Genomic DNA, 26,560 nt, shown 5'->3' on the forward strand with positions numbered 1-26,560 from the left:
CGCCGCGCCCCCGGGAAGCGTCGAAGGGCCGGTCACCCCCGTTCCGTACGGGAGTGACCGGCCCTCCTCACGGGCCCGCGACTACTCCTTGCCGAGCACCGTGACGTCCAGCTCGTCCGCCGCGTAGCCGGCCCGGATCACCTTCTTGTCGAACTTGCCGACCGAGGTCTTCGGCACCGACTCCACGATCGACCAGCGCTCGGGCAGCTGCCAGGCCGCGATCCGCTCGGCCAGGAAGGCCCGCAGCTCCCTCAGCCCGACGGTCGCGCCCGGACGCAGCACCACCGTGGCCAGCGGGCGCTCGCCCCACTTCTCGTCCGGGACGGCGACCACGGCCGCCTCGGCCACCTCGGGGTGCGCCATCAGCTGGTTCTCCAGCTCGACCGAGGAGATCCACTCGCCACCGGACTTGATGACGTCCTTGGCCCGGTCGGTCAGGGTCAGGTAGCCGTCCGCGGTGATCGTGCCGACGTCACCGGTGCGCAGCCAGCCGTCCTCGGAGAACTTGTCGTCCGGGCGCACCGGGTCCTGCCCGGCGCCGCCGTAGTACGCCCCCGCGATCCACGGTCCGCGCACCTCCAGCTCGCCCGCCGAGACGCCGTCGTGCGGCATCCGCTCACCGCCCGGGCCGATCAGCCGGGCCTCGACGGAAGCCGGGAAGATGCCCTGGGTGACCCGGTACGGCCACTCCTCCTCGGGGGTGAGACCGCCCGGCGGCTGGGCGAACGAGCCCAGCGGCGAGGTCTCGGTCATGCCCCAGGCGTGGATGACCCGGATGCCGTGGCGCTCCTCGAAGCCCTTCATCAGCGACGGCGGACAGGCACTGCCGCCGATGACCACCATGCGCAGGCTGGAGGTGTCGTAGTCGCCCGCGTCGAGTTCGTCCAGCAGGCCGCTCCAGATGGTGGGGACGGCGGCGCTGACGGTGGGGCGGACGGCGGCGATCATCTCGGCCATCGGCTTGGGCTGGAGGAAGCGGTCCGGCATCAGCAGGCCGGCGCCGGACATGAAGGCGGCGTGCGGGATGCCCCAGGCGTTCACGTGGAACATCGGGACCACCGGCAGCGCGATGTCGCGCGGGGTGAAGGCGAAGTTGTCGCCGGTGTTGACCTGCAGGCAGTGCAGGTACACCGAGCGGTGGCTGTAGAGCACGCCCTTGGGGTCACCGGTGGTTCCGGAGGTGTAGCAGAGCACCGCGGCCTGCCGCTCGTCGAGGTCGCCCCGCCACGGGAACGCGGTGGGCCGGCCCGCGATCAGCTCCTCGTAGTCGTGCACGCCGCCCGCGAAGCCGGCCAACAGCGACCGGTCACCGGGACCGCTCACCACGATGTGCCTGAGCGTGGGCGCGAGGTCCGGCAGGACGGCGGCGAGCAGCGGGAGGACCGTGCCGTTGACGATGATCACGCGGTCGGCGGCGTGGTTGACGATGAACGACAGCTGCTGGGCGGGCAGCCGCAGGTTCAGCGTGTGCAGCACGGACCCCATGGCGGGGACGGCGAGGTACGCCTCCAGGTGCTCGGCGTTGTTCCACATCAGGGTGGCGACCCGGTCGTCCCCGGTGACCCCGAGCTCGTCGCGCAGCGCGCACGCCAGCTGCGCGGCCCGCGCGCCCACCTCGGCGTACGTGCGGACGACCGGTCCGGTGCCGTCCCAGGTGGTCACGGTCGAGCGGCCGTGGATCGTGGACCCGTGCTCCAGGATTCGGGCGACGGTGAGCGGGACGTCCTGCATCGTGCTGAACACGGGTCCTCCTTGACCTGGCGGCACTGGCGGCTTCGCCTGCGGCACCTACCGGGCGGTAATGCGCGCCGACCTGCCCGATTTTGCCGCCCCGCGCCACCCCTGTCAGCATCCCGGCCCCGTTGCACGGATCACGGATTCGCGCCGGACCCGCCCTCCGCCCGCCGTCGCAGGAGCTCCGGGAGCCGGGAACGCACGTCGGCGGGGATCTCGCCGTACCGCGTCAGCACCGGATCGTCAGAAGAACGCAAGGCGGGTTCCGGTGCGGCCGGGGTCAGCGGTGGTCGCGGCGGCAGAGGCGGAGGGAGTTGGCGGGGTCGGGGGTGTAGGCGGGGTCGAGGGTCCAGCCCTGTTCGGCGGCGAGGCGCAGGGCCCGGTGGGCGCCGGCGCCGCGGTAGGTGGCGCGGTGGAGCCGGATGCGGCGGTGGAAGGTGCCGTCGGGGGCGGTGACCGTGCGGTAGGTGTCGGCGGCGCGGGAGAGTTCGCGCTTGGTGTCGCGGTCGAGGATGCGGCGGATGTGGCGGTCCCAGGCGGCGGGGCTGTCGGTGAACTCGGCGCGGAAGGCGCGCGGGCCGACCGTCCAGCGGGCGCCCCAGCGCTCCCAGTAGTCGGGCTCGGGGCGGTCCACCCAGAAGGTCGCCAGGCCGTACACCGGGACGTAGAGGACCTGGAGCACGAAGACGAACGGCAGCAGCAGGGCGGAGCGGGTCGGCTGCGGGCCCCACGGGGTGCCGGGGGCGGCGGGCGGGTCCTGCGGGGCGGGGGCGTTCAGGCCGGTCGGGGCGGGGAAGTGGCGGACCAGCCGGACGTGCTCGCTGCCGGTGCCGGAGGGCCGTGCCCCCCGCCAGCCGTACCGCTCGCCGATCCGGACCACGCCGGCCGCGCCGAGGCCCCGGTAGAGGCGGTCGGCGAGCCCGAACGACACCTCCCGGCCGAGGTCGGCCCGTACCTCGCCGCCGCCGGCCGCGTGCTTGGCCTCGGCGGCGGCGATCCGGCGCTCGATGACCGGGGTGACGTAGCGCTCCCAGTCCTCCGGGCGGCCGGTGAGCTCGGCGCGCAGGCGGCGCGGCGGGATGAAGCTGCGGTTGACCCTCAGCCAGCCGTCGGAGTCGGGACCGCCGCCGTTGTAGTCCGAGAGGATCAGGACGGCGAAGAGGATGACCAGTCCGACGATCCAGAGCGGGGCGTAGATCCACTGCAGCAGGAACTGCAGCAGCACCGCGAAGCGGTTGCGGCGGGGCAGCGGGCCGGGGAAGCCGCCGGGCTGCGACGGCACGCCCAACTGTTGTGCAGGGACGGGCTGTTGGGCGGCTTCCGGGCGGGCGACGGACGGCTCCCGGGTGCCGTACGGCGACGTGGCGACGGGCGGCTGGGCGCCGTACGGCTGCGGCGGGACGGGCTGGGCCGGGTACGGCTGCGGGGGCGGGACGGGCTGGGCGTACGGGTTGTGTCCGTACGGCGCCGGCTGTCCGTACGGGTTCTGCGGCGGCACCGCGCCCTGGTCGCCCGCGGCGCCGTGGCCGTAACCGTTCGCGGCGCCGTGGCCGTAACCGTTCGCGGCACCGTGGCCGTAGCCGTTCGGGCCGCCGTGTTCCTGGTCGTTCGCCATTTCCGCCCCCCTGTGCCGGATCGGGGGCCACCCTACCGGCGGGGTCAGCCGGCGGTAGGGCCGTCCACCTGGTCGCGGTCGACGGTGAGGGTGGCGCCGCCGTAGGACTCCGCGACGTTGCCGCGGTACTGGTGGACGCGCTGGTGGACGCTCCACAGGTCGGGGTCGAGGCCGCCGGAGCCGGCGGTGTCGGCGTGGTCGTCCCAGCGGGCGTACCAGAGCGCGTCGGGCAGCGGGGAGCTGCCGGCCCGGGCGGCGGCGGCCAGGTCGGCGATGCCGGAGTCGAGGCTGGAATAGAAGCCGGAGCGGTAGCCGGCGGAGTGCAGGGCCTGGGTCCAGCCGAGGGTGAAGTCGACCACCGCCTGTCCGCAGGCCGGGTCGCGCATCGGGTAGGCCTCGATGTCCAGGTAGACCGGGTCGCCCGGGCCGAAGCCGAGCGACCGCAGCGCGCGGACGGCTTCGGCCGCCTCGTCGCGGCCCTGCTGCGCGGCCTTCGCCGGGTCGATCCGCCGGGGTTTGCGGCCCGGGTCGCTGCACGGCGCCTGCAGTCCGACGTGCACCGGAAGGAAGCGCCAGCCCATCGCGCGCGCCTGGCGCACCCACTCGACGGTGAGTCGGGGCTGGCCGCAGCCGCGCTGGGACCCGCTGGGGTAGATGCCGACCGCCCCGTACGGGGAGGCGGTGCGCCAGGCCCGCAGGGTGTCGAGCGGGGGCGCGCTGCAGGCGTCGAAGGCGGTGCCGCTCCAGCTCTCGCTGAAGTGGAGCGGGCCGGGCCGGTCCGGGAGGGTGACGGCCCGGATGCGGGGGACGGCGACGGCGGCTCCCGCGCTCGCGCCCGTCCCGTCGGTGGCCAGCAGGAGCACGAGGGAGGCGGCGAGGAGGGCCGCGGGGCGGAGATAGCGCACCACGCCTTGGTACTGACGGATCGTCGGACGAATGCGGAAGCCACGCCGCCGAGCCCGCGCGCGTCCACCCTTTCGGACGCACCCGTCCGTATCCGTCCACATTTTGGTAACGAGCTTGCTGACTTATCACTCCTTACGGCAAACTCGCCGCTATGCCCACCTCCCATACCAGCGAAACCTCCGCAGCCTCGTCGTCGGCCACCGCCGTCGCCGAGGCCCTCGCCATGCCGCCCGCCCCCAAGGGCGAGCCTGCCGGCGAGCGGGGCAGCTGGCGACGAGGTGGGGCGTCCGGACCCGCGGCGCCGCCCGGAACACGGTCCGGCCGGTCCACCGGCCGGTTCGGCAAGGTCCTGCGGCGCCCGACGGGGGGCTCCCCGGCCGAAGGCCGGAGGAGGATCCCGGCGCCGCTTCTCTGCCTGACCGCGATGTTCCTCGTGCAGACCGGAATCGCGCTGTCCAAGCCGCTGTTCGGCCCGCTCGGGGTCAGCGGCACCACCTTCCTGCGGCTCGGCTTCGCCGCCGTGATCCTGCTCGCCGTCACCCGCCCGAAGCTGCGCGACAAGAGCCCGCGCGACCTCGGCGCGGCCGCACTGCTCGGCATGGCCTCGGCCGGGATGACCTGCCTGTTCGCCGGGGCGATCGACCGGCTGCCGATGGGCACCGCCGCGACCATCGAGTTCCTCGGCCCGCTCGCGGTCGCCCTGGTCTTCGCCCGCCGTGCCGGCCACCTGCTCTGGGCGCTGCTCGCGGCCGCCGGCGTGGTGCTGCTGACCCTGCTCGGCGAGGGGGACGGCGGCGGCTCGCTCGACCCGGTCGGCCTGCTGTGCGCCTTCGGCGCGGCCGCCTGCTACGCCGCGTACATCCTGTTCACCGACAAGGTCGGCGCGGCCTTCCAGGGGTTCCAGGGGCTGGCGGTGTCGATGACGGTCGGCGCGCTGGCGCTGGCTCCGCTCGGGCTCGGCGAGGCCTGGCACGGGCTGACCGCGCCCGGCGCCTCGCCGGTGGTGCTGCTCGCCTCGGTGGCCGGGGTGTCGCTGCTGCTGCCGGTGATCCCCTACGCGCTGGAGATGACCGCGCTGCGGCGGATGCCGCAGCGGGTGTTCAGCGTGCTGGTCAGCCTGGAGCCGGCGGTCAGCGCGCTGGTCGGCCTGGTGGTGCTGGGCCAGCTGCTGGGTGTGCCGCAGCTGGCCGGGATCGGCTGCGTGGTGGCGGCCAGCGTGGGCGCCACGCTGACCGGGCGACGGTAGGCGCGCCGGCGCACAGTCGGCGCACGGCCGGTGCGTGGTCACCGCGGGCTCACGGCCGGGCCGTGGCCACCGGCCGGCTCACGGCCAGAGCAGGGAGCGCGACCAGTCCGGGGAGCTGACCGGACCGCTGCGGGTGTAGCGCAGCCGGACGTGCCGGCGCTGGGAGTCGCCCTGCCAGAACTCCACCTCGTGCGCCCACAGCGTGTAGACGGCGTGGCCGGGCGGGACGACGTCGGGGTGCGCCTCCAGTCGACGGCGGGCGACCGCCACCGCCTCGTCGTACTCGGCCAGCGAGGCCAGCGGCTCGCTCTGCCGGCCGACCAGCGAGGAGGCCCGGGCGGCGGGCGAACGGGTGGCGAACTCGGCGGCGGCGACCAGGTCCACGGCCCGTTCGACGCTGCCGCGCACCCGCACCTGGCGGCCCAGCTGCGGCCAGTAGACGGTCAGCGCGGCTGCCGGGTGGTCGGCGAGCTGACGGCCCTTGGGGCTGTCGGCGGCGGCGGAGAAGTTCCAGCCGGTGCCGGCCGCGTCGACGTCGCGCAGCACGAGCACCCGGGCGTCCGGCATGCCGTCCGCGTCGACGGTGGAGAGGGTGAACGCCTGCGGGTCCAGCACCCCGGCGTCCAGGGCGGTGGCGAGCCAGTCCACGAACAGCGGGCCGGGCTCGACGGCGGCGGCCTCGTGGTCGAAGAACGGCAGCGGGCGGGCCATCGGCGGGCGGCCCAGCAGCAGCTCCGGGACGGACCGGGGCTCGGGCCGGCGCTCGCCGGGCGGCGCGGCCACCGGCTCGGGGCGTTCCGCCGCCGGCTCCGGTGCAGGCCAGGCCTCGTCCGGGCCGGTCAGGCCCTCCTCCTCCGCCGCCATCGCGCGCCCTCTCCTCCGGTTGCCGCGGTCACCACCCCGGCCGGGCCCTCCTTTCCGGGCTCCGGCGCGTGGTGCGCTGTCGGAGCGCAACCGTACCGCCGAGGGCCGACGGCTCCGGGCGCGGGCCCTCGGTGGACGGATCACGGCCGGTCGGCCGGGGACGGCGCCGGACGCACTCGTGGGCGGTGCCGATGGTGGCACCGCCCACGGGGCCGGTTTCGCGGTGACCCTTTCCGCTGGCCGGTCATGCGCTGTTCCCTCGGTGATGCGCGGTTCCCTCCGGTTGTCGCGGTCGTTTCGGTCGTCGTTCCGGCTGTTCCGGCTGTTCCGGTCGTCCTGGTCGGATCGACCGGTCCGGCCCGGGCCCGTCCTCGGGTGCTCAGCTCACCCGCGGCCACCCACCTCCGGCGCCCCCGCCCTCAGTGGTGCCCGGTAGGACCCGGCGCGGTCGCACGGCCCTGCGGCCCTGCGGTCACGCGGTCGTGCGGTCGTGCGGTCGTACTGCCCCGTGGTCAGGGGAAGATCGGCGCGAAGATGACGTTGACGTTCTTGTTGCCCTGACCTGCCAGGATCGCGCCCGCGTTGTCCTTCACCGCGAGCGTGTTGTTCTGGTTCGAGGCACCGGAGCCGGTGGCCGTCTGCTGCGTGGAGACGTGGTTGCCGTCGACCCCGCCGAAGACGTTGCCGGTGCCGACGTCGGAGACCACGCCGGCATTGGAGCCGGCCGCGGCGCCCGCGCCGTTGTCGGCGGCGGCGATGCCGGCACCCAGCAACAGCAGACCGGCCGCGAACGGACCGGCGAGCAGGAGTCCGGCCACCCGCCGGGGGTGGATGCGAGCCATGAAAGCCTCCAGAAAGCTGTTGATCGCGCAACGGTCGAGCATGGTGTGCGGGGTTCGCCGGCCAGACGAACACCTGGTGGCTGCGACGCCGGGAGACAGACTTCCGCAACAAATCGACAAAGCACTAGCTCGTCCGGCAGTTTTCGCCCGTTAGCGTGATATCCGCCAGGGCCGCGCATGACGTCGGGGAAACCGGAGATCGCGCCGACGCACCGCCCTCACCTGGGACGTTGACCGAACGGCCGTCGATTCGAGCGCGATTTGACGCGGCGCTTCGACGCCACACGAACCACCGAGCGCACCACCCCGGCGCGGACGGATCGCGGACACGCCCCGGAAAGGTTCGACCACCCTCCTGTGTCGACTTTTCAGCCATTCGCAGACCATCGGAAAGTCACACCGAAACGGCGGGCGCAGGAAGACGAACAATCCACCGTCGGTCGCCGGAGAGGATCAGACCATCTTGCCCGGGTTCAGGATCCCCAGCGGGTCGAAGACCGCCTTCAGCTGCCGCTGCAGGTCGAGCGCCACCGGGCCCAGCTCGCGGGCCAGCCAGTCCCGCTTGAGCAGCCCCACCCCGTGCTCGCCGGTGATCGTGCCGCCCAGCTCCAGCCCGAGCGCCATGATCTCGTCGAAGGAGCGCTGGGCGCGCGCGGTCTGCTCCGCGTCCCCGGCGTCGAAGATCACGATCGGGTGGGTGTTGCCGTCCCCGGCGTGACTGACCACCCCGATGGTCAGCCCCTGCCGCTCCGCGATCGCCGCGACGCCGTTCAGCATCTCGGCCAGCCGGGACCGCGGCACCGCCACGTCGTCGATCATCGTGGTGCCCAAGCGGTCCAGCGCGGGCAGCGCCAGCCGCCGGGCCGCCAGCAGCAGATCGGACTCCGCCTGGTCCTCGGCCGGCACCACCTCGGTCGCCCCGGCCGCCCGGCACAGCTCCGCGACCCGCGCCAGCTCGCCGACCCGGTCCGGCCCGTCGAAGGCCACCAGCAGCAGGGCCTGGGTCGACTCCGGCAGCCCCATCTGCCCCAACTCGTTGACGGCCCGCACCGAGACCGCGTCCATCAGCTCCATCAGCGACGGGGTCAGGCCCCGCGCCATCACCTCGCAGACCGCCGCACCGGCCGCGTCCGCGCTGGGGAACTCCGCCGCCAGCGCCAGCTGCGGGGCGGGCGCGGGCCGCAGCGCCAGGACGGCCCGGACCACCACGCCGAGCGTCCCCTCCGAGCCGACGAACAGACGGGTCAGGTCGTAGCCGGCCACGCCCTTGGCCGTCCGGCGGCCGGTGGACAGCAGCCGCCCGTCCGCCAGCACCACGTCCAGGCCGAGCACGTACTCGCTGGTGACGCCGTACTTCACGCAGCAGAGCCCGCCCGCTCCGGTGCCGATGTTGCCGCCGATCGTGCAGGACTCCCAGCTGGACGGGTCCGGCGGGTAGGCCAGGCCCGACTCCCCCGCCGCGCGCGAGAGTTCGGCGTTCACCACACCGGGCTCGACGACCGCGATCCGGTTCACCGGGTCGATCTCCAGGATCCGGTCCAGCTTCACCAGCGACAGCACGACGCAGCCGTCCACCGCGTTCGCCGCACCGGAGAGGCCGGTCCGGGCGCCCTGCGGCACCACCGGCACGCGCAGCCCGGTCGCGGTGCGCATCACGTGCTGCACCTGCTCGACCGTCTCCGGGAACACCACCGCGGCGGGCACGCCGGCCGCGCAGAACCCGGCCATGTCGCGGCTGTACGCGGCGGTCACGTCGGGGTCCACCACCACGGCCCCGGCCGGGAGGCCCAGCGCCAGTCGGTCCGTCAGATCACTCATCGCCGCCTCCGCCCGCCGCCCGACCAGCTCCACCTCCGCACTCTGCCCGCGTGCCGGTGGTGCGGCAAGTGGGCCTCGGGCCCGACGGGGAGCCCGCGCGGGGCCCTCACCGAGCCGGGCGAACGGCTGTGGTGGGCGAGGGCCCGTGGCGGGCGGCCCCGGCCGTGGGCGTCCGCCGTCGGTCAGGCGTGGCGGAGCGTGCGGGTGGCCAGCGCGGTGACGGCGGCGGTGGCCGTGGCGAGGGCGCAGAGCAGGGTGGGCAGGGCCGCGCCCGTCGCGTCCGCAAGCAGGCCCAGCAGGGCGTTCGACACCACCAGGGCCACGCTCTGCACGAGCGTCGACAGCGCCTGCACCCGGGAGAGGTGGGACGGCAGGGCGCCCGTCAGCACCAGCGGTCCGATGTGGCAGGCGAACAGCCCCGATCCGATGCCGGTGACCGTGCTGCCGGCCACCGCCGTCACCGGCCCCGCGGCCAGCGCCAGCAGCGCGATCCCCGCCGACGCCGTCCCGAGTCCGGCCGCTGCCCCGACCCCCGTCCGGGGCAGCGCGCCGCACCGGGCGACCAGACCGGCCACCGCGAGCACCCCGGCCGCCTGACCGCCGGTCACCAGTCCCGCCGTGCCCGCCGTCCAGCCGTGCGCCCTCGCCAGCAGCGGACCGAGCAGGGACACCACCGGCAGCAGTGCCCCGGCGGCCGCGCCGGTGAGCAGCAGCGCGGACCGCAGCAGCGGGTCGCCGAGGGCGAGCCGGATGCCGGACACCGCCTCCCGCAGCAGGCCGGCCGACGCGGCGGACGGCGCCCCCTCCCGCGGCCGGACCCGCAGCAGGACCAGCAGGACGACCCCGAAGCTCGCCGCGTCCGCCGCCGCCGCACCGGGCAGCCCACCGAGAGCGACCAGCAGGCCGCCCAGCGGTGCCCCGAGCAGGACGGCGGCCTGCCCGCCCGCCTGGCGCAGCGCGAGCGCCCGGGGCAGCCGGTCGGCGGGCACCAGACGGGCGGGCATCGACCCGCTCGCCGGGAGGTGGAAGGCGTCGACGGTCCCGATCACGGCCGCCGCCGCGACCAGCAGCCACAGCGGCGTGCCCCGCCCGCCCGCCGCGAGGGCCAGGGCGGCGGTCGCGACCAGCATGACCGTGTCCCCGACGAGCATCACCCGGCGGGCGCCGAACCGGTCCGCGACGGCGCCGCCCAGCAGGACCAGCACCGTCCGCGGCACGGTGACCGCGGTCAGCACGAGGGCCGCCGCCCCGCCGCCGTGCGCCGAGGCGGCCCAGCCGAGGGCGAAGTACAGTGCGGCGTCGCCCAGCAGTCCGGCCTGGGTCCCGGCCAGCCAGAGCAGGTACGGCGCGGGCAGCGGTGCCCGCGGGCCGGTGGCGGGGTCCGTGGCGGTGCCGCCGGCGCCGCTGGTGGCGGTGGTCGTCATGCCGGGCGACGCTAGGACCCTCGACCCGGTCGAGGGCAAACGCGCGCTACCGGCGGACCACCGGCTCCTGGAGTTCGGTGACCCACCGGGCCCGGTCCTCCGGGCACTCCACGTACAGCTCCCGGGCATAGCCGTCCGAGCGGTAGCCGTTCTCCTCGATGAACCGGGCCAGTTCCTGGACGGTGCCCAGCACCCCGTCCATCGGGCCGCGGTGCACGATCGTCGCCGCCTCCCCGATCGGCGGCAGGTCGAGCACCTCGAAGTCGTGCCCGGTCGGACGCACCGACGGTCCGACCGGGACGGCGACCAGGACCAGCACCGAGCCGTCGCCCTCCGGCGCGTCCTCGTACCGGGCGATGGACGGGCCGGTCGCCTCGACCCCGGCCGCGGCCATCCGCCGGCACAGTTCGGCGAACAGCGGGCCGATCACCGGCGTGATCTCCTCGGGCTCGTAACTCGCGGCCACGCCGGTCAGTTGGGCCGCCCGGACGGACGGCACCGGCTTCACCACGACATCGTGTGCGGACATGGTTCCCTCGCTCTCGATCGTCCGGAGCCTCGCCTCCACCCGGGCCAGCCGCAGCTCGTCCGCCGCGATGGCCTCGGCGAGTTGGGCCCGCCGCAGCCGCAGCATCCCGCGCAGTTCGGCCGCGTCCACCTCGTCGTCCAGGACGGCGCGCACCTGCTGCAGCGTGAAACCGAGCTCCTTGAGCGCGATCACCCGGTTCAGCCGGGCGAGTTGGGCCGCCTCGTAGGAGCGGTAGCCGCTGACCGGGTCCACCCGGGCGGGCCGCAGCAGTCCGATCGCGTCGTAGTGGCGCAGCATCCGCACCGACACCCGGCCGTGGCTGGCGAAGTCTCCGATGGTCAACATGGTGGCTCCACTCCATCGCCTCCCACGGTGTCAGGGTCAACCCCGGCCGCCGGACCCGACCCCGGGAACGCGAAGGGCGGGTGCCGAATCGATGTCGGCACCCGCCCTGAGCAGGTGGTTCTCCTACCGGCGGAGAGCGTGGGATTCGAACCCACGGTGACGGGTCACGCCACGACAGTTTTCAAGACTGTTCCCTTAGGCCGCTCGGGCAGCTCTCCAGGCGGAGGTCAGCCTAACGGGTCCGGCGGGGTTCGGCGCACACCGTTTCGCGGCGTCGCGGGTCAGCGGGCGGGGGTCACTGGTCGCCGTCGCGCTGGCCGAGGGTCACCTTGGTGGTGAGGGTCTGGCCGTTGCGGGTGTACTCGACGTCGACGGTCTCGCCGGGCTTGTGCGTCCAGATCCGGCTGACCAGGGCGGGGCCGTTCTCGATCGGCACGCCGCCGAGCTTGGTGATGACGTCGCCCGGCTTGAGGCCGGCCTTGTCGGCCGCGCCGCCGGGGGTGACGGCGGGCTGGCCCTGGATGTCCTTGGTCTGGATCTGCGCGCCGTCGCCCTTGTAGTCGTCGTTGCGCAGCACGTCGAGCTTGGCGTAGACCGGCTTGCCGGTCTTGATCAGGGTGTCCGCGACCCACTTGGCCTGGTTGATCGGGATGGCGAAGCCCAGGCCGATGCTGCCGGCCCGGCCGTTGGCGGAGGCGTTGGACTGGATCGCCGAGTTGATGCCGACCACCGCGCCGCCGGAGTCGAGCAGCGGGCCACCGGAGTTGCCGGGGTTGATCGAGGCGTCGGTCTGCAGGGCGTTCATGTACGAGGCCTGCGAGCCGGTCTCGTCGCCGGAGGCGACCGGGCGGTCCTTGGCGCTGATGATGCCGCTGGTGACGGTGGACTCCAGGCCGTACGGCGCGCCGATCGCGACGGTGGCGTCGCCGACGTTGACCTTGTCGGAGTCGGCCAGCGGCAGCGGGGCCAGCTTGCTCTTCGGCGGGTTGTCGATCTTGACCACGGCGACGTCGTAGCCCTCGGCGTGGCCCAGCACCGACGCGTTGTACGAGGTGCCGTCGGCGAACTTGACGGTCAGTTTGCCGCCGTTGAGGGTCGGCGCGACCACGTGGTTGTTGGTGAGGATGTGGCCCTCGGTGTCGAAGACGAAGCCGGTGCCGGTGCCCGACTCGCCGTTGCCCTGCGCCTTGATGGTGACGACGCTGGGCAGCGCCTTCTGCGCGATGGCGGCGATCGAGCCCGGGGCAGGCTCGTTCTTCTGGGTGTCGCTGGCCTGGACGGTGGTGCTGCGGTGGTCGTCCGCGGAGGTGCTGCGGCTGTTGCGGTCGGCCACGGTCACGCCGAGCGCGCCGCCGGCCACGCCGGCGACCAGGGCGACGGCCGCGATCAGGGCGACCAGGCCGCCGCGCTTCCTGCGCGGGCCGCCGCCGTTCGGGCCGCCGGGGTACTCGGCCGGGTAGCCGAGCGGGCCGTTCGGGCCGTTCGGGCCGCCGGGGTGGCCCGCGCCGCCGGAGGCGGCGTCGTGGGACGGTCCCCAGCCGCCGAGCGGCTGGCCTGCGCCGAACGGGTGGTGGCCGTGCGCGGCGGGCGCACCGGGTGCCGCCGGGGTGCCCGGCGCGGGCGCGGCGGCACCGTACGGGTCGTGCGCGCCGGCGGCGGGGACGCCGTGGGTCGGGGTGGCGTACGGGTTGGCGGCCGGCGGCAGCGCCGGGGCCACGGGCGCGGCGGCCGGGGTGGCGGGCGGCAGGACCGGCGGTGGCGCGTCGATGTACCCGGTGACCGGATCGACGGCGGGCTGCTCGGCGACGGCGGGGACCGGCGCGGCGGGCGCCTCGGACGCGGCCGGGGCCTCCGGCGCGGGGACCTTGGTGAAGGCGACGGTGGGCTTGTGCCCGCCCTCCGCCGGGGCGTCGACCGGGGCGGCCTCGGCCGCGGGCGCCGCCTCGGGCTCGGGCACCCGGCTGAACGCCATGGTCGGCTTGTGCCCGCCTTCCGCCGGGGCGTCGACCGGGGTGTCCCCGGCGGCCTCGGGGACCCGGCGGAAGGCCATGGTCGACTGGTGCCCGCCCTGAGCGGGGCCGTCGGAAACGGCGTCGGCCGCTCCCTGGCCGGCGGGCTGCTCCCCCTGCGGCCCGGTGGGCCCAACCTCGCGCTCGGTGCTCACGGACGACCTCCATAGCTGGCAGAACCAAGGACCATAGTTTTTCGCACTGTCGATTCGATTGCCGTAAGGACCCCTCTGAAGAACTCATAAGAATCCTTAGCCGGTGCCGACGGCCGTGGGCTCCCCACCCCCTGCCGGGCGTCCCGCGATGCGGACCGCGCACGCCCTGGCCTTGGGTGTTCGCCCCCGTGCCGGTTAGCCTGTCGCTCCAAACTGACACGCGGGAGCTTGGACCGACCAGGCTGAGAGTGCGCATGTCGACCGTACGCCACGCGAGCGAGGCGGACGTTCGAGGGGGCGCTGACCGCCGGAACCTGTCCGGGTAATGCCGGCGTAGGGAGTATCGGCCATGCCGCCTGCTTCTCCATCCTCCTCGTCGGGCGCGCCCGCGCCCGAGGGCTTCCCCGCCCCCGCGGAGTCCCCCGACCCGTCGGCCGGGGCCACCGCCGTCCTGGACCGCCCCGACCGGGCCGGCCGGGTCGAGGCGCCGCTGGTCCTGGACACCGAGCCGCCGCGCACGCTGCGCTTCCGGGACCACTTCGCGCTCTGGATGAATCTGGGCGTCAGCCTGATCGGCTTCTCCACCGCCGCCACCGTGCTCGGCGCCCCCGGCAGCGAACTCTCGCTGGCCGCCGCGGTGACCGCGATCGCGGTCGGCACGGCGGTCGGCACCGCGATGCTCGGCGTGGCCGCGCTGATCGGCGCCCGGACCGGCGCCCCCGCGATGGCGAACCTGCGCGGGCTGTTCGGCACCCGGCTGTCGTACGTGCCGACGGTGCTGAACATCGTGCAGTGCGTCGGCTGGGGCGTGTTCGAGCTGCTGACGATCTCGGCGGGCGCCCAGACCGTCGCCCACACGACCGGCTACCGCTGGCTGTTCGTGCTGCTCGCGGGCGCGCTGACCACCGCGCTGACCATCTGGCCGCTGGGCTCGATCGCGGTGCTGCGCCGGTTCGTGGCCGGGGCGGTCGCCGTCGCGATGGTGTACTTCACCGTCCAGCTGGGCCGCCTGGGCGTGCCGGACCCGGGCGCCGGCAACTGGCACGGCTTCCTCGGCGCGACCGACGCGATGATCGCGGTGTCGATCTCCTTCGTCCCGCTGGCAGCCGACTACACCCGGCACTCGCGCACCCCGCGCTCGGCGTTCTGGGGCAGCTTCTCCGGCTACACGGTCGCCCAGGTCTGGTGCTACGTGCTCGGCCTGATGGCGCTGCTGCAGTCCGGCGGCGACCCGGACAAGATCTTCGACTCCTTCCTCGGGGTCTGGGCCGGCTGGCTGTTCCTGCTGGTCCTGGTGCTGCGCGAGACCGACCAGTCCTTCGCCAACGTGTACTCGACCGCGATGTCGGTGCAGAACCTGCTGCCGAAGGCGGACCGCCGGGTGCTGAGCGGCGGGATCGGCGTGCTGACCACGGTGCTGGCGCTGCAGATCGACACGTTCACCGACACCTACGCCAACTTCCTCGGGCTGATCGGCTCGGTGTTCGTGCCGCTGCTGGCGGTGCTGGCGGTGGACTTCTTCTTCGGCGCCGGACGCCGCGGCTGGGACCTCTCCGAGGACGCGCCGTCCCGCTGGACGATGCTGCTGCCGTGGGTGCTGGGCTTCGCCGTCTACCAGTTCATCGCGCCGACCAAGGTCGCCGGCTGGTGGACGGACTTCTGGACCTCCGCCCAGGAGGCGCTGCACTTCACCCCGCAGGAGTGGACGTCCGCCTCGCTGTTCGCCTTCCTGGTGCCCGCCCTGGTCACCTGGGCGCTCACCCCGCTCTCCCGCCGCGCGGCGCGCTGACGCCCCGCGGCCCGGGCACCCGGCGGCCCGGCACCGCCGGCCGCCGGGCCGTTCGACCGCCCGGCACCCCGCAGACGGCCCCACGGGTTGGGGCCGTCTTCGCCCCCGCTTCACCTCCGCCGCCTATCGTTGGCCCTGTGACCAGCCCAGACCTGTCCTCGGCGGCGGCGCGCACCGCGCCGCCCGTCCAGGTGATCGCCCACCGCGGTTCCTCCCACGCCCTGCCCGAACACACCCTCGCGGCCTACCGCCGCGCCCTCGACGAGGGCGCCGACGCGGTGGAGTGCGACGTGCGGGTGACCGCCGACGGCCACCTGGTCTGCGTGCACGACCGGCGGATCGGCCGGGTGTCCAACGGCCGCGGCACCGTCTCGGCGATGACGCTCGCCGAGCTGGAGGCCTACGACTTCGGCGCCTGGAAGACCGGCCGCCCCAGCACCGACCCCGAGCTGCGCGGCGTGCTGCGGCTGGACCGCCTGCTGGAGCTGGTGGTGGACTGCGGCCGCCCGGTGGACCTGGCGATCGAGACCAAGCACCCGGTGCGCTTCCGCGGCCTGGTGGAGGCCGAGCTGCTGCGGACGCTGGAGCGGTACAAGATCGGCACGGCCCCGGAGGGCGACCGTCCGTCCGCCCGGATCATGAGCTTCTCCTCGGTCGCCCTGAACCGGGTGGCCGCCGCCGCGCCGGAGTACCGCCGGGTGTTCCTGTTCGAGCGCACGCTCCCGCTGCTCGGCCGGCTGCGCGAGGGCGCGCCGCTGCCGGGCGGGGCGCGGATCGCCGGTCCGGGCATCGAGCTGGTGCGGGCCCGTCCGCAGCTGGTGACCCGGCTGCGCGAACTGGGGCACGCGGTGCACGTGTGGACGGTGGACGACCCGGCCGACGTCGAGCTCTGCCTGGAACTCGGGGTGTCCGCGATCATCACCAACCGGCCCGCCGAGGTGCTGGCGCAGCTCGGCCGGTGATCCGCGGGTGATCCGCCGACGCACCGACGACCGTACCGGTGCGGACTGATCACTCTGGTCGGCAGTCAAACCTTCCTCGCTCGGTATTGCCTGAATTCTTGCGCCCGGGCGACGGAGGGTGAGCACGGAATGACCTCTTGCCCACCCTCGGTCGCCGTGCTCGAAATGGGCTCGCGGGATCGTCCGGTGCTCGTTTCCGACGCATTACCAAGGGGCATCTCTCCCTCGGCATACGCTGAAGGAGGTCCGGGGGTGGCGTTGATGATGGCGCGTGAAGTGCCGACTTCATCGACCATGGCAGTGCCGCACGGCCCAGCGAGTGTCGGGGTCGCACGGCGCCGACTGCGTCGAGATCTGGGTGACCGGCAGATACCGGAACCGGTCATCGATGATGCTGTTCTGATCCTTTCCGAACTGTTGAGCAATGCGTGTCGCTACGCCCGTCCGCTCGGCCCGCTGCCGGCGCTCGGCCGCAGCGCCCGGGCCGAGGTGCTCGGGCAGGTGCTGGTCGGCGTCCCGTCCGGGACGCACCCCGCACCCGGCGGCCGGGAGCACGGCGAGGGCACGGCCGAGCCGGACGGCGGCGTGCTGGTCCGCTGGCAGATGCACACCGACGGCGTGCTCACCCTGGAGGTCACCGACGGCGGCGCGACCACCCGGCCGCTGCCCGCCGGTCCCTCGCTGACCTCGCGCGGCGGCCGCGGCCTGAGCATCGTCGACCAGCTGGCCAGCGACTGGGGCGTGCGCGACTCGCCCGGCGAGGTGACGGTCTGGGCGGCGCTGCCCGCGCGCGCCCGCCACGCCCGGCGCTCCGGGGGCGACGCCCGCAGCGCGTAGGGCGGCACCCGCCCGCCCCGGCGCGTTCGCGCGCGCCGGGGGTAGCGCGGGTGCCGGAGGAACGTCAGTAGGCTTCCCGGGACACAGGACCACCGTTCCCGGGAGAGCCGCACCATGGGCAAGAAGGCCGCCAAGAAGGCGCCGCAGCGTCAGTCCACCACCGCCGTCACGGGTGAGGTCCCCGTGGTCGGGGCCCGCGAGGACTGCCCGTGCGGCTCGGGCCGCCGCTACAAGGCCTGCCACGGCCGGGAGGCCTCGCACGCGGTGCAGGAGCTCGTGCACCGCCCGTTCGAGGGCCTGCCGGGAGAGGCCGACTGGGTGGCGCTGCGCGAGCTGGTGCCCGCCGCCACGGTGCCGCTGACGCTGGCCGCCGGGGTGGCCGAGGGCGACGTCCCGTCGGTGACGCTGGCGACCGTGCTGCCGCTGGCCTGGCCGGCCCTGCGCCGCCAGGACGGCTCGATCCTGCTCGGCCTGCAGACCCAGTCCTCCTCCGGCGACCTCAGCCGCGACCTCGCGGACGCCCTGGAGCTGGCCCTGGCCACCGAGCCGGGCACCCCGGTGCCGGCCCGCCGGACCGTCCCGGGCGGGCGCCGCCTGCAGGACCTGCTGGACACCACCGCCGCGTTCGAGCCGGTCGTGCACACCGGCTTCGAGTTCTGGCTGGAGGACGCCGAGACCGCCACCGGCGAGGTCGCCGCCTCCCTGGAGCGCGCCAACGCCTCGGCCATCCCGACCGAGAAGCTGGGCAGCGTCGACGCCGCCTACTGGTGCGGCACCCCGGACAAGAACCACCTGCGCTGGGTGATGACCGTGCCCGAGGAGCAGCTGCTGGACGCGCTGGCCCGGCTGAACGCCGCCGGCGAGGCCTCGCTCGGCCCGGACACCCGCCTGGTCGGTTCCTTCCGCGCGCACGGCCTGACCGTGCCGGTGTGGGACCTGCCGCTCGCGATGACCGCCGCCGACTGCGAGAAGCCGGCCGCCGAGTTCGGCGAGCGGCTCGCCGCGGTCCTCGCCGACGCGACCCCGCTGACCGCCGAGGAGCGGCGCGCCCGCGCGAACCTGGTGAACCGTCAGGTCACCTTGAACTAAAGCACGCAGGATCCGCGTGATACGCGTCACATTGTCGCGGTGAACGCGCAATTTCCGGGCGTGGAGGGCGTCTTGGAAATTGGCGCGGGCGCGGATCCTTGTTACTGTCTAAAGAGTCCGGCCGCTGGTGCATCCCCCGTCGCCAGCGGCCGGATCTTTTCTTTTTCCGGAGCGCCCCGCCAGTCGCCGCCCCGACACCCGGGGACGGCACCCGGCCTTCAGTACGCCGAGCGTCCGCTGTCCAGCCGGACCGTCGCCTCCACCAACTCGCCCAGCAGCGGCCCGACCTGCGGCAACCAGACCCCGCCACCCGCACCCGGTCGCGGCGCCAGCACCCAGCGCACCCGGCCGGCCGTCCCGCCGGGCGGCAGCGGCAGGAAGCCGCCCGGCCCGTGGTAGCGCAACGAACCCGGCACCCAAGGGAGTTGGGCAAGCATCTCGCCGAGCGCGTCCAAGGAGTACGGGGCCACCAGCAGCGCGTAGCGACCCGGCATCGCCAGCACCGGCCCGAGCGGCATCCGCAGCGCGCCGAGGTAGACCAGCGCCCGCGCCCCGGCCGCCGCGGGCAGGCTGACCGCCGAGACCGTGGAACCGGTGGCCGCCAGCACCGTCGCGTCCGGGCTCTGCCGCTCCCACCACCAGCGCACCATCCGGGCGTCCGTGGTGGCGGCCAGCAGCGAGGGGTCGTGCGGGTGCGCGCCGGGAACGGTGCAGTCCCGGTCGCCGCAGGAGCAGCGCCCGCCGCGCAGCACGGCGCCCGGCACCACGGGCCAGCGGTGGTCGACGGCGGCCTCCAGGGCCGCGGCCAGCCGGACGGCACGCTCCTCCGACCGGTCCTTCGGGTTCTCACGCATGGCGCTCGTTCCTTTCCCTGACCGCTCGGTTCGCTCCGCCCCGTCGGCATCCACCGGAACCCTCCGCGGGGCCCGCCGCGGCACGGTCCGTGCGGCGCGGAGCGGGGCGGGCGGCATGGCGGACGGCGCGGCTACGACGTGGAGCACGGTGTGGAGCACGACATGAGAAGGGCCGCGGACTGGAACAGCCCTTGGAACGAGAATCCCGTACGCGACCGGATGGACGCCGCCCGGGCGCGCTTGGTTCCACCGTACGAGTGAGGGACTTCCGGCCGACCCGGCTCCGGGGCGGCACGGGCATACGATCCGGACGGCCGCCCGGTCCGTCCCCACGGTTCTGCCCGCTCGCGCCTCCCTCCATGCCTCCGGCCCGAGCGGCGCGCGCACGAACCACGCACGCCCTCCGACCGGGTCGCGACGGCCGCGGAACCCGCCCCCGCGCCGTCCTGGATCTGGACATGCCCCGAATGGCCTGTGTAGAAGTGGTGGCATTGCTGTCGATCAATGACGAGTAGTAGCGAAACGAGGCGAAACGCGCCCTTTGGCCGCACTCGCTCCACATCGGCCGTACCTGGGGGTTCCGCATGGCACGTAGCACCGCGTCAGGAGTGGCGGCATGACCGAGTCCCACCCGTCGACGGCCCTCCCGTCGACGACGACCGCCGAACCGGGCGAACCCGGCTGCGCAGGCGGGCTCACCGTCCTCGACCCGCCGGGACTCCCCGGCCCCGCCGACGCGCAGGACGACCCCGCGGACGCACCGGACGACCCCGTGGACGACCCCACGGCACCGTCCGCCACCGTGCAGGACCGTTTGGCCGGACGCCTGTCCGACCTCACCAGCCTGCACGAACACACCGAACGGCTCGCCCGGGCCCGCGGCCTCACCGCCACCCTCGACACCGTCCTCGCCTCCGGCGCCGCCCTGCTCGGCGCCCGCCGCGGCGTCCTGGTCACCCGGACGCCCGGCGGCGGCCCCGGACAGCCCGTCGGCCTCGGCCTCGACCGCGCCAGCCTCGGCGCCCTGGAGACCGTCCCGACCGAACAGAGCCTGCTCGCCCGGCTGCTGCGCGAACGGGACCGGCCCGCCCAACTGCACTCCCCCGACCTCGCCGAGGACCCGGCCATCGGCGCCCGGCTGCGCGAACTCGCCGTCCACCTCGGCCTCGGCGGCGCCTACGGCCTGCCGCTCGCCACCACCGAGGACGGCCCGCTCGCCGCCGCCCTCTGGTTCTACGACGAGCCCGCCGTGCCGGCCGACTGCCGGCGCGCACTCGCCCGCCGGTACTGCGAGGTCGCCGCCCCGCTGCTCGCCAAGCAGCTGGAGGCGGAGCGGACCCTGCGCACCACCGAGGCGCTGCGCCGCGGCCTGCTGCCCGACCACCTCCCCCGCACCGACGGCCTGCGGCTGGCCGCCCGGCTCGTCCCGGCCGGGCTGGACCGCTCCTGCGGCAGCGACTGGTACGACGCCATCCCGCTGCCGGACGGCACCGTCGGCCTCACCGTCGGCTCCGTCTCCGGCGACGGCCCCGGCGCTGGCCCCGGCTCCGCCGCCGGCGCGGCCGCCGCGATGGGCCGGGTACGGGCCGCGCTTCGGGCGTACGCGGTCCTGGAGGGCGAGGACCCGGTCTCCGTCCTGGGCGACCTGGAACTGCTGCTCAAGACCACCGAGCCGACCCGCACCGCCACCGCCGTCTACGCCTGGATCGAGCCCGAGGAGCGCCGGATCACCCTCGCCGGCGCCGGACACTGCCCGCCGGTCCTGGTCGGCCGGCACGGCGCCGAGTTCGTGGAGACCTCGCTCTCCGCCCCGCTCGGCATGCTGGCCTGCTGGGAGGCGCCCGGGGTCGAGCTCACCGCCGGGCGCGGCGACACCCTGCTGCTCTACACCGAGGGCCTGGCCCGCCGCTGCGGCCCGACCCTGCACGCCGGACAGGCCAACCTGCGCCGGGCCGCCGCCGACGCCCCGCGCGACGTGCGGATCGACCCGGACCGGCTCTGCGCCCATCTGCTGGCCGTCTGCCCGGACCCGGCCACCGCGGCGGCGGCCACCGACGACCTGATGCTGCTGGCGGCCCGCTTCGACTGACCGGCGCCGGTCCGGACGGAGGCACCGGGCCCATGGAGTCCCCGGCCGAGGTCGGGGGGAGGGCGAGCGGCCGGGCGTCCGTACCATGGACGCACGGCCGCCCGCGCGTGTCGCGATCCGACACTCCCCCGAGGGGCGGCGGTACCACCCCCAAGGAGGCGTTGCACGTGACCGAGGACCGCACCCCCGCGGTGGCCGAGAACCCCGAGGCCGAGGGCGGCGAGGAGCCGCAGGAGTTCAAGGGACGCAAGAACGGCCTCTACGGCGACATCTCCGACGAGCTGGCCGCCTCCATGAAGTCCGGCTGGGCCGACACCGAGCTGCACGGCCTCGTCCCCGCCGCCCAGGCCCCGTACGCGGCCGAGCGCCGCGCCCGGCTGTCCGCCGCCCACCCCGGCGAGCGCCTGGTCGTCCCGGCCGGCAACCTGCGGGTCCGCTCCAACGACACCGACTACGCCTTCCGCGCCTCCAGCGAGTACGTGCACCTCACCGGTGACCAGACCGAGGACGCCGTGCTGGTCGCCGAGCCGACCGGCGACGCCGGCCACGAGTTCACCCTCTACCTGCTGCCCCGCTCCGACCGCGAGAACGGCGAGTTCTGGCTGGACGGCCACGGCGAGCTGTGGGTCGGCCGCCGGCACAGCCTGACCGAGCAGGAGCAGCTGCTCGGCCTGCCCGCCCGCGACGTCCGCAAGGTCGCCGAGGAGCTGGCCGCGCGCGCCGCCGCCTCCGCCGCCCCCACCCGGATCATCCGCGGCTACGACGCCGGTCTGGAGGCCGCGCTCGCCGACGTCCTCGACGCCGACAAGGACGCCGGGTTCAAGGAGTTCCTGAGCGGCCTGCGGCTGGTCAAGGACGAGTGGGAGATCGGCGAGCTGCGCGCCGCCTGCGACGCCACCGTCAAGGGCTTCACCGACGTGGTCCGCGAGCTCGGCCAGGCCGTCGCCACCTCGGAGCGCTGGATCGAGGGCACCTTCTGGCGCCGCGCGCGGGTCGAGGGCAACGACGTCGGCTACGGCACCATCGCCGCCGCCGGCCCGCACGCCACCACCCTGCACTGGGTCCGCAACGACGGCGACGTGCGCCCCGGCGAGCTGCTGCTCCTGGACGCCGGTGTGGAGACCCACACGCTCTACACCGCCGACGTCACCCGCAGCCTCCCGATCGACGGCCGCTTCACCGACCTGCAGCGCAAGATCTACGACGCGGTGTACGACGCCCAGGAGGCCGGCATCGCCGCGGTGAAGCCCGGCGCCCGCTTCCGCGACTTCCACGAGGCCTCGCAGCGGGTGCTCGCCGAGCGCCTGCTCGCCTGGGGCCTGCTGGACGCCTCCGTGTACGACGTCGAGAAGGTCCTGGAACTCGGCCTGCAGCGCCGCTGGACCCTCCACGGCACCGGCCACATGCTCGGCCTCGACGTCCACGACTGCGCCCACTCGCGCCGCGAGGAGCACGTCGACGCCCTGCTGGTCCCCGGCATGGTCCTCACCGTCGAGCCCGGCCTGTACTTCCAGCAGGACGACCTGACCGTGCCGGAGGAGTACCGCGGCATCGGCGTCCGCATCGAGGACGACATCCTGGTCACCGCCGACGGCAACGAGAACCTCTCGGCCGGCCTGCCCCGCCGCTCCGAGGACGTCGAGGCCTGGATGGCCTCGCTCGCCTGAGCCACCGCGCCCCGAAGGGCCCGGCCCCCGCGCGACGGGAGGCCGGGCCCTCGTGCGTCCGGCGGTCAGCGCCGGACGGCGGGCCGGACCGCGACGGTCTCGCCGGAGTGGCCGTCCGAGTCCCCGCCGACCTGGATCTCCACCGGCGCGGCGCTGCCGGTCCGCTTCAGGCCGACCCGGAACGTGTACTCGACCGGGTTGCCCCGCAGGACGCCGACCAGCTCGGCCGGCGCCACCCCGAGCCGCCCGTTGCAGTCCGGGGTCACCTCGAAGGACTTCCACTCGTTGCCGACCTTCGCCTCCATCGTGACGTCCGCCCCGGTCAGGCCCGCGCCCGCCGGGAGGGACAGCCGCACCACCGGGCGCAGCAGGGCCGACCCGTCCGGCGACGAGACCTCGAAGGAGAACTCGGTCGGGGCCCCACCCACGACCAGCGCGGTGGGCCCGGACACCGAGGTCACCACCGGGCGGTGGCGGTCGACGACCGACGCGGTGACCACGCTCTTCGTCATGACCGTGAGGGAGGACGGCTGCACCGCGTCCGCCTCGACGGCCAGCCGGCCCGGCTGGTTGCCCGCGTCGAGGACCATCCGGTACTGGACGGTCCGGCTCTCGCCCGCCGCCAGGGTGAAGGCCGCGTCGTCACCCGTGCCCGCGTAGTCCATCCCGCCGCCCTGGCTCAGCGCCGGCATGGCCTTCCAGCCCGAGGCGTCCTTGCGCTCCAGCTTGCCCTGCGCCATCGCGAGCCCGCGCTGGCACTTCGCGCCCTCGAACTCCTGGGTCGCCACCACCGGCGCCACCGCGCGGCTGCCCGAGGAGTCGTTGTTCCTCCAGGTCACCGAGAAGGCCACCTGCTCGCCCACCTGGACCTGCCGGCCGTCGTTCAGGCCGTCGAAGGTGATCCCGATGCCGCCGTTCCCGCTGACGGGCTTGGCGACCGGCTTGGTGACGGGCTTGCCGGAGGACTGGGCGGAAGGCTTGGCGGAAGGCTTCGCCGTTGCGCCGACGGCCACCGCTGCGGGCGACCCGGCCTCGCTCGGGGTGGTGGCGGCGGCGGAGGGGGTGGAGCTCGGCTCGGCCGGGACGGTCGTGGCCGACGCGGCGGGGGACCCGGTCGGCGCGGCCGGGGCGGTGGTCACCACGCTCGCGGCGGACCGCGCGGCGCTCGGGGCGGCCGAGGAGCCGGTCTCCGCGGGGCCGCAGGCGGCGACACCGACGGCGGCGATGACGGCCAGGGGAACAATCTTCGCAATACGGGCAACAACGGACGTGCTCATGGAACGGTCCCCCAGGACATGGTGATGGTGATGGTGGTTCCGGGCGCACGAACGGCTCGTCGGCACCCCGGGGAGTCGGCCCGAGCCCCGGCCCCGCCGGCTCGCTCTCCCCGCCTCTCGCTTCTATGGACGTCCGACCCCCGGGGAGGTTGCAGGTGGATCCGAAAGTTTTTTCGCGGCCTCGGCCCGGAACGCCGAAAGGCGCCGTGACCAGGGGATTTCCTGGTCACGGCGCCTCGGGGGCCGTCGACGACCGGCTACTTCACGACGTTCTCCCGGACGATCGCCTCACCGATCACGGTCAGCCGGCCGCTGCCGTCGTACGGCAGCGTCGCCTGCATCCGCACCGGAATGATCCCCGGCCCGTCGGCGGGGTCGATGGTCAGCCGGTACGTCACCGTGTGGCTCGCGCCCGGCGCCAGGGGGAAGGTGGCCGACTTGCCGCCCGTCGCGTAGTCCATGCCGCTTCCGGGCGACATGCTCAACTGGGTCCAGGTGCCGCCGTCCTGACGCTCCAGCTTGCCGGCGTTCATCGGGATCGGACTGTCCGGCGTCCCCGGGTACGGGTCGGTGAAGACCAGCGGCTGGACCGACGGCAGGTTGGCCGTGCCGGTGTTCCGGTACGTCACCGAGAAGGTCACCGGCCTGTCCGTCGCGGACACCATCCCCCCCGGGAGGAACCCGGCCTGCGTGACGGCGACGGTGGTGCTGGTCACCGGATCCGCCGACGGCGTCGCCGCCCCCGGCGCCTTGTGGCCGCTGACGTCCAGGCTGTTGACGATCGACTGCAGGCCGGCCTGGTAGTCGTCCTTGAGGCCGTTCGCCACCACGAACACCTGGTCCGAACTCAGCCCCCACATCTGGGCCGTGAACGAGTCGCCGGGCTTGCAGGTGGCCTTCCACTGGGTCTTGTCGGCCGTCTTCCCGGCGACGGTGGGCCGGGTCCGCACGGCCGTGCCGACCGACGTGTAGGGCGCGGTGGGGATGTAGGGACGGCCCCACACCGGGCAGCTCGGCTCATGGCTCCAGCCCGAATCCGACGCCAGGTCGCCCGTCGTGGGCCAGATCGCGTGTTCGGTCTCGTCCGGGCCGTTGTAGGCGACGACCAGGACGCCGTAGGGCACGCACCTGCCCTGGGTCCAGCCCTGCTGCGGGTCGGTGGGCGCGCCGGGGCTCAGGACACAGACGGTGTTGTCCGCCGTCTGCACCGCCTTCCAGCCCGCCGGGACCTTGAACTTGACGCCCCGGAAGGAGTACGGCGTCGACGGGCCCACCGGGGGTGGGGTGTTGGTGGCCGACGCCGCGGAGGTCGGCGTGCCGTCGGCCAGCGGGACGTCGGTCTCGGGGTCGCCCGTCGGGGTGCCGGCGTCGGTGGGAGTGGCCGACGGGGTGGGGGTCGGCTCGGCGGTCGGGCTGGGGCTCGGGACGGCCGTCAGGGTGGCGGCCGGGGGCGGGACCTGGTCGTGGGCGACCGGTTCGCCGTGGAAGGTGAGCACACCGAGCGCCATCGCGGCGGCCAGGCCGAACGGGACGGCGACGGTGTACACCGGGCGCAGCCGGCGGATCCGGTTCTTCGGGGGCGCGGCCGGGCGCAGGCTGTTCGCCGTCACCAGGGCGGCGCGCGCCCCCAGTGCCTCGCGGAGCAGCCGTTCCGTCGGTGTCTCGGCCGGCTCGTCGCCGTCGCCGCCGCTGCGGCGGGGGAGCTTGTCGGTCATCGAACCTTCTCCAGGTGCTTTTCCAAGGCGTCCAGGGCGCGACTGGCCGTGGACTTCACGGCGCCCCGGGACAGTCCCAGGGTCTCGGCTATCTGCGCCTCCGACAGGTCGGACCAGTAGCGCAGCACCAGCACCTCCCGCTGGCGTGGAGTCAACTCCTGCAGGGCCACGAGCACCCGCCGGTGCTCGTCGTTGAGGACCGCGTGGTCCTCGGCGGACGGGGCGTCGGCCTCGTGCGGCGGCACGTACTCGCGGGCGGTCTTGCGGCGGCGCAGCATCGAGCGGGCGCCGTTGACCACCGAGGTCCGCAGGTAGCCGAGGGCGTTGTCGAGGTCGGCCAGTTCCTCGCCGTGGCGCTGGTACAGCTGCGTGAAGGCGTCCTGGACGACGTCCTCGGCCAGGTCCTGGTGGTCGACCAGCATCACGGCCATCCGCACCAGGCCGAGCCGGTGCGCGTGGTAGAGGTCGGTCAGGGTGGGCCGGTCCTCCGCCGGCTTGCGGCCGCCGCGCAGCAGCCGGAAGCCGGACCGGCGCTGCTTGGCCTCCTGCTCGGTGGTGGGGCCGGCGAGCGGCTCGCCGGCCTCCTGAGCGCCGAACAGCGCGGTGACCACCCCTCGGATGGTGAATCCGCGCGCCCTCTTCGGCGCGACGATCGGCCCGATGGCCATGGACATCTGCGTTTCCGCTTTCCCCCGGGACGGTGACGGCGTTCGCCGGACCGTCACATCACCTGATCAAGATCGTGATCGGAGGGATCTTCCCAGTCGCCCTCGGCCCGGTTCACTCCGCCCCCG

Annotated in this window: 20 protein-coding genes, 1 tRNA gene and 1 riboswitch; of the genes, 7 read left to right on the forward strand and 14 right to left on the reverse strand. The window is 74.5% G+C overall.

The genetic code is table 11. The features are described from left to right. Positions 1-81: 81 nt before the first annotated feature. The 3 genes from AB0D10_RS09945 to AB0D10_RS09955 form a co-directional block, all read right to left on the reverse strand. Complete coding sequence (locus tag AB0D10_RS09945; protein ID WP_360253801.1) at positions 82-1,743, reverse strand: long-chain fatty acid--CoA ligase; 1,662 nt, start codon at positions 1,741-1,743, stop codon at positions 82-84. A 271-nt stretch (positions 1,744-2,014) separates the two neighbouring features. Then, positions 2,015-3,349 (reverse strand): hypothetical protein, encoded by a 1,335-nt coding sequence (locus AB0D10_RS09950; protein WP_360253803.1) that lies wholly within the window; start codon positions 3,347-3,349, stop codon positions 2,015-2,017. A 44-nt stretch (positions 3,350-3,393) separates the two neighbouring features. Beyond that, positions 3,394-4,254 carry a DUF1906 domain-containing protein gene (locus AB0D10_RS09955; protein WP_360253805.1) on the reverse strand — a complete coding sequence of 287 codons (861 nt, stop codon included), beginning with the start codon at positions 4,252-4,254 and terminating at the stop codon, positions 3,394-3,396. 152 nt (positions 4,255-4,406) lie between these two features. Between AB0D10_RS09955 and AB0D10_RS09960 the strand changes: the two genes are divergently transcribed. Further along, positions 4,407-5,501 (forward strand): EamA family transporter, encoded by a 1,095-nt coding sequence (locus AB0D10_RS09960; RefSeq protein ID WP_360253807.1) that lies wholly within the window; start codon positions 4,407-4,409, stop codon positions 5,499-5,501. A 78-nt stretch (positions 5,502-5,579) separates the two neighbouring features. Here AB0D10_RS09960 and AB0D10_RS09965 read toward each other — a convergent pair whose 3' ends face one another. The 7 genes from AB0D10_RS09965 to AB0D10_RS09995 form a co-directional block, all read right to left on the reverse strand. Next, complete coding sequence (locus tag AB0D10_RS09965; protein ID WP_360253809.1) at positions 5,580-6,365, reverse strand: pyridoxal 5'-phosphate synthase; 786 nt, start codon at positions 6,363-6,365, stop codon at positions 5,580-5,582. A gap of 512 nt (positions 6,366-6,877) precedes the next feature. Beyond that, entirely contained in the window at positions 6,878-7,207 is a 330-nt protein-coding gene (locus tag AB0D10_RS09970; RefSeq protein WP_360253811.1) for a hypothetical protein, read from the reverse strand. 453 nt (positions 7,208-7,660) lie between these two features. Beyond that, positions 7,661-9,025 carry an FAD-linked oxidase C-terminal domain-containing protein gene (locus tag AB0D10_RS09975; RefSeq protein ID WP_360253813.1) on the reverse strand — a complete coding sequence of 455 codons (1,365 nt, stop codon included), beginning with the start codon at positions 9,023-9,025 and terminating at the stop codon, positions 7,661-7,663. Positions 9,026-9,207: 182 nt separating this feature from the next. Beyond that, positions 9,208-10,449, reverse strand: a complete 1,242-nt coding sequence (locus AB0D10_RS09980; RefSeq protein WP_360253815.1) for an MFS transporter — start codon at positions 10,447-10,449, stop codon at positions 9,208-9,210. 46 nt (positions 10,450-10,495) lie between these two features. Then, positions 10,496-11,323 (reverse strand): MerR family transcriptional regulator, encoded by an 828-nt coding sequence (locus AB0D10_RS09985; protein ID WP_360253817.1) that lies wholly within the window; start codon positions 11,321-11,323, stop codon positions 10,496-10,498. A 130-nt stretch (positions 11,324-11,453) separates the two neighbouring features. Further along, a tRNA-Ser gene (locus AB0D10_RS09990) sits at positions 11,454-11,541 on the reverse strand. Positions 11,542-11,618: 77 nt separating this feature from the next. Next, positions 11,619-13,487 carry a trypsin-like peptidase domain-containing protein gene (locus AB0D10_RS09995; RefSeq protein WP_360253819.1) on the reverse strand — a complete coding sequence of 623 codons (1,869 nt, stop codon included), beginning with the start codon at positions 13,485-13,487 and terminating at the stop codon, positions 11,619-11,621. Positions 13,488-13,697: 210 nt separating this feature from the next. Further along, positions 13,698-13,844: riboswitch (TPP riboswitch) on the forward strand. Here AB0D10_RS09995 and AB0D10_RS10000 point away from each other — a divergent pair. The 4 genes from AB0D10_RS10000 to AB0D10_RS10015 all read left to right on the forward strand — a co-directional run bounded on the left by AB0D10_RS10000 (position 13,837) and on the right by AB0D10_RS10015 (position 18,164). After that, on the forward strand, positions 13,837-15,276 hold the full coding sequence (locus AB0D10_RS10000; protein WP_360253821.1) for a cytosine permease: 1,440 nt from the start codon (positions 13,837-13,839) through the stop codon (positions 15,274-15,276). Its footprint overlaps the riboswitch before it by 8 nt. A 137-nt stretch (positions 15,277-15,413) precedes the next feature. After that, positions 15,414-16,238: a glycerophosphodiester phosphodiesterase family protein gene (locus AB0D10_RS10005; protein WP_360253823.1), complete on the forward strand. Its 825-nt coding sequence runs from the start codon at positions 15,414-15,416 to the stop codon at positions 16,236-16,238. A 417-nt stretch (positions 16,239-16,655) separates the two neighbouring features. Next, complete coding sequence (locus tag AB0D10_RS10010) at positions 16,656-17,075, forward strand: ATP-binding protein (protein WP_360253825.1); 420 nt, start codon at positions 16,656-16,658, stop codon at positions 17,073-17,075. A gap of 114 nt (positions 17,076-17,189) precedes the next feature. Then, complete coding sequence (locus tag AB0D10_RS10015; protein WP_360253827.1) at positions 17,190-18,164, forward strand: DUF5926 family protein; 975 nt, start codon at positions 17,190-17,192, stop codon at positions 18,162-18,164. 218 nt (positions 18,165-18,382) lie between these two features. Here AB0D10_RS10015 and AB0D10_RS10020 read toward each other — a convergent pair whose 3' ends face one another. Beyond that, entirely contained in the window at positions 18,383-19,018 is a 636-nt protein-coding gene (locus AB0D10_RS10020; protein WP_360253829.1) for a bifunctional DNA primase/polymerase, read from the reverse strand. 616 nt (positions 19,019-19,634) lie between these two features. Here AB0D10_RS10020 and AB0D10_RS10025 point away from each other — a divergent pair. After that, positions 19,635-21,107 (forward strand): PP2C family protein-serine/threonine phosphatase, encoded by a 1,473-nt coding sequence (locus AB0D10_RS10025; protein WP_360253831.1) that lies wholly within the window; start codon positions 19,635-19,637, stop codon positions 21,105-21,107. 191 nt (positions 21,108-21,298) lie between these two features. After that, positions 21,299-22,774: an aminopeptidase P family protein gene (locus tag AB0D10_RS10030; RefSeq protein ID WP_360253896.1), complete on the forward strand. Its 1,476-nt coding sequence runs from the start codon at positions 21,299-21,301 to the stop codon at positions 22,772-22,774. A 65-nt stretch (positions 22,775-22,839) separates the two neighbouring features. Here the strand turns inward: AB0D10_RS10030 and AB0D10_RS10035 are convergent, their stop codons facing one another. From AB0D10_RS10035 to AB0D10_RS10045, 3 genes are all read right to left on the reverse strand, one after another. Next, positions 22,840-24,051, reverse strand: a complete 1,212-nt coding sequence (locus AB0D10_RS10035) for a hypothetical protein (RefSeq protein ID WP_360253833.1) — start codon at positions 24,049-24,051, stop codon at positions 22,840-22,842. Positions 24,052-24,308: 257 nt separating this feature from the next. Beyond that, positions 24,309-25,766, reverse strand: coding sequence for a hypothetical protein (locus AB0D10_RS10040; protein ID WP_360253835.1), 1,458 nt, complete (start codon positions 25,764-25,766; stop codon positions 24,309-24,311). After that, positions 25,763-26,440: a SigE family RNA polymerase sigma factor gene (locus AB0D10_RS10045; RefSeq protein ID WP_360253837.1), complete on the reverse strand. Its 678-nt coding sequence runs from the start codon at positions 26,438-26,440 to the stop codon at positions 25,763-25,765. Before AB0D10_RS10045 ends, AB0D10_RS10040 begins: the two co-directional genes overlap by 4 nt. Between the last annotated feature and the right edge of the window lie 120 nt (positions 26,441-26,560).

Origin of the sequence: Kitasatospora sp. NPDC048545, assembly GCF_040651155.1 — a bacterium.
Taxonomy (GTDB): Bacteria; Actinomycetota; Actinomycetes; order Streptomycetales; family Streptomycetaceae; genus Kitasatospora.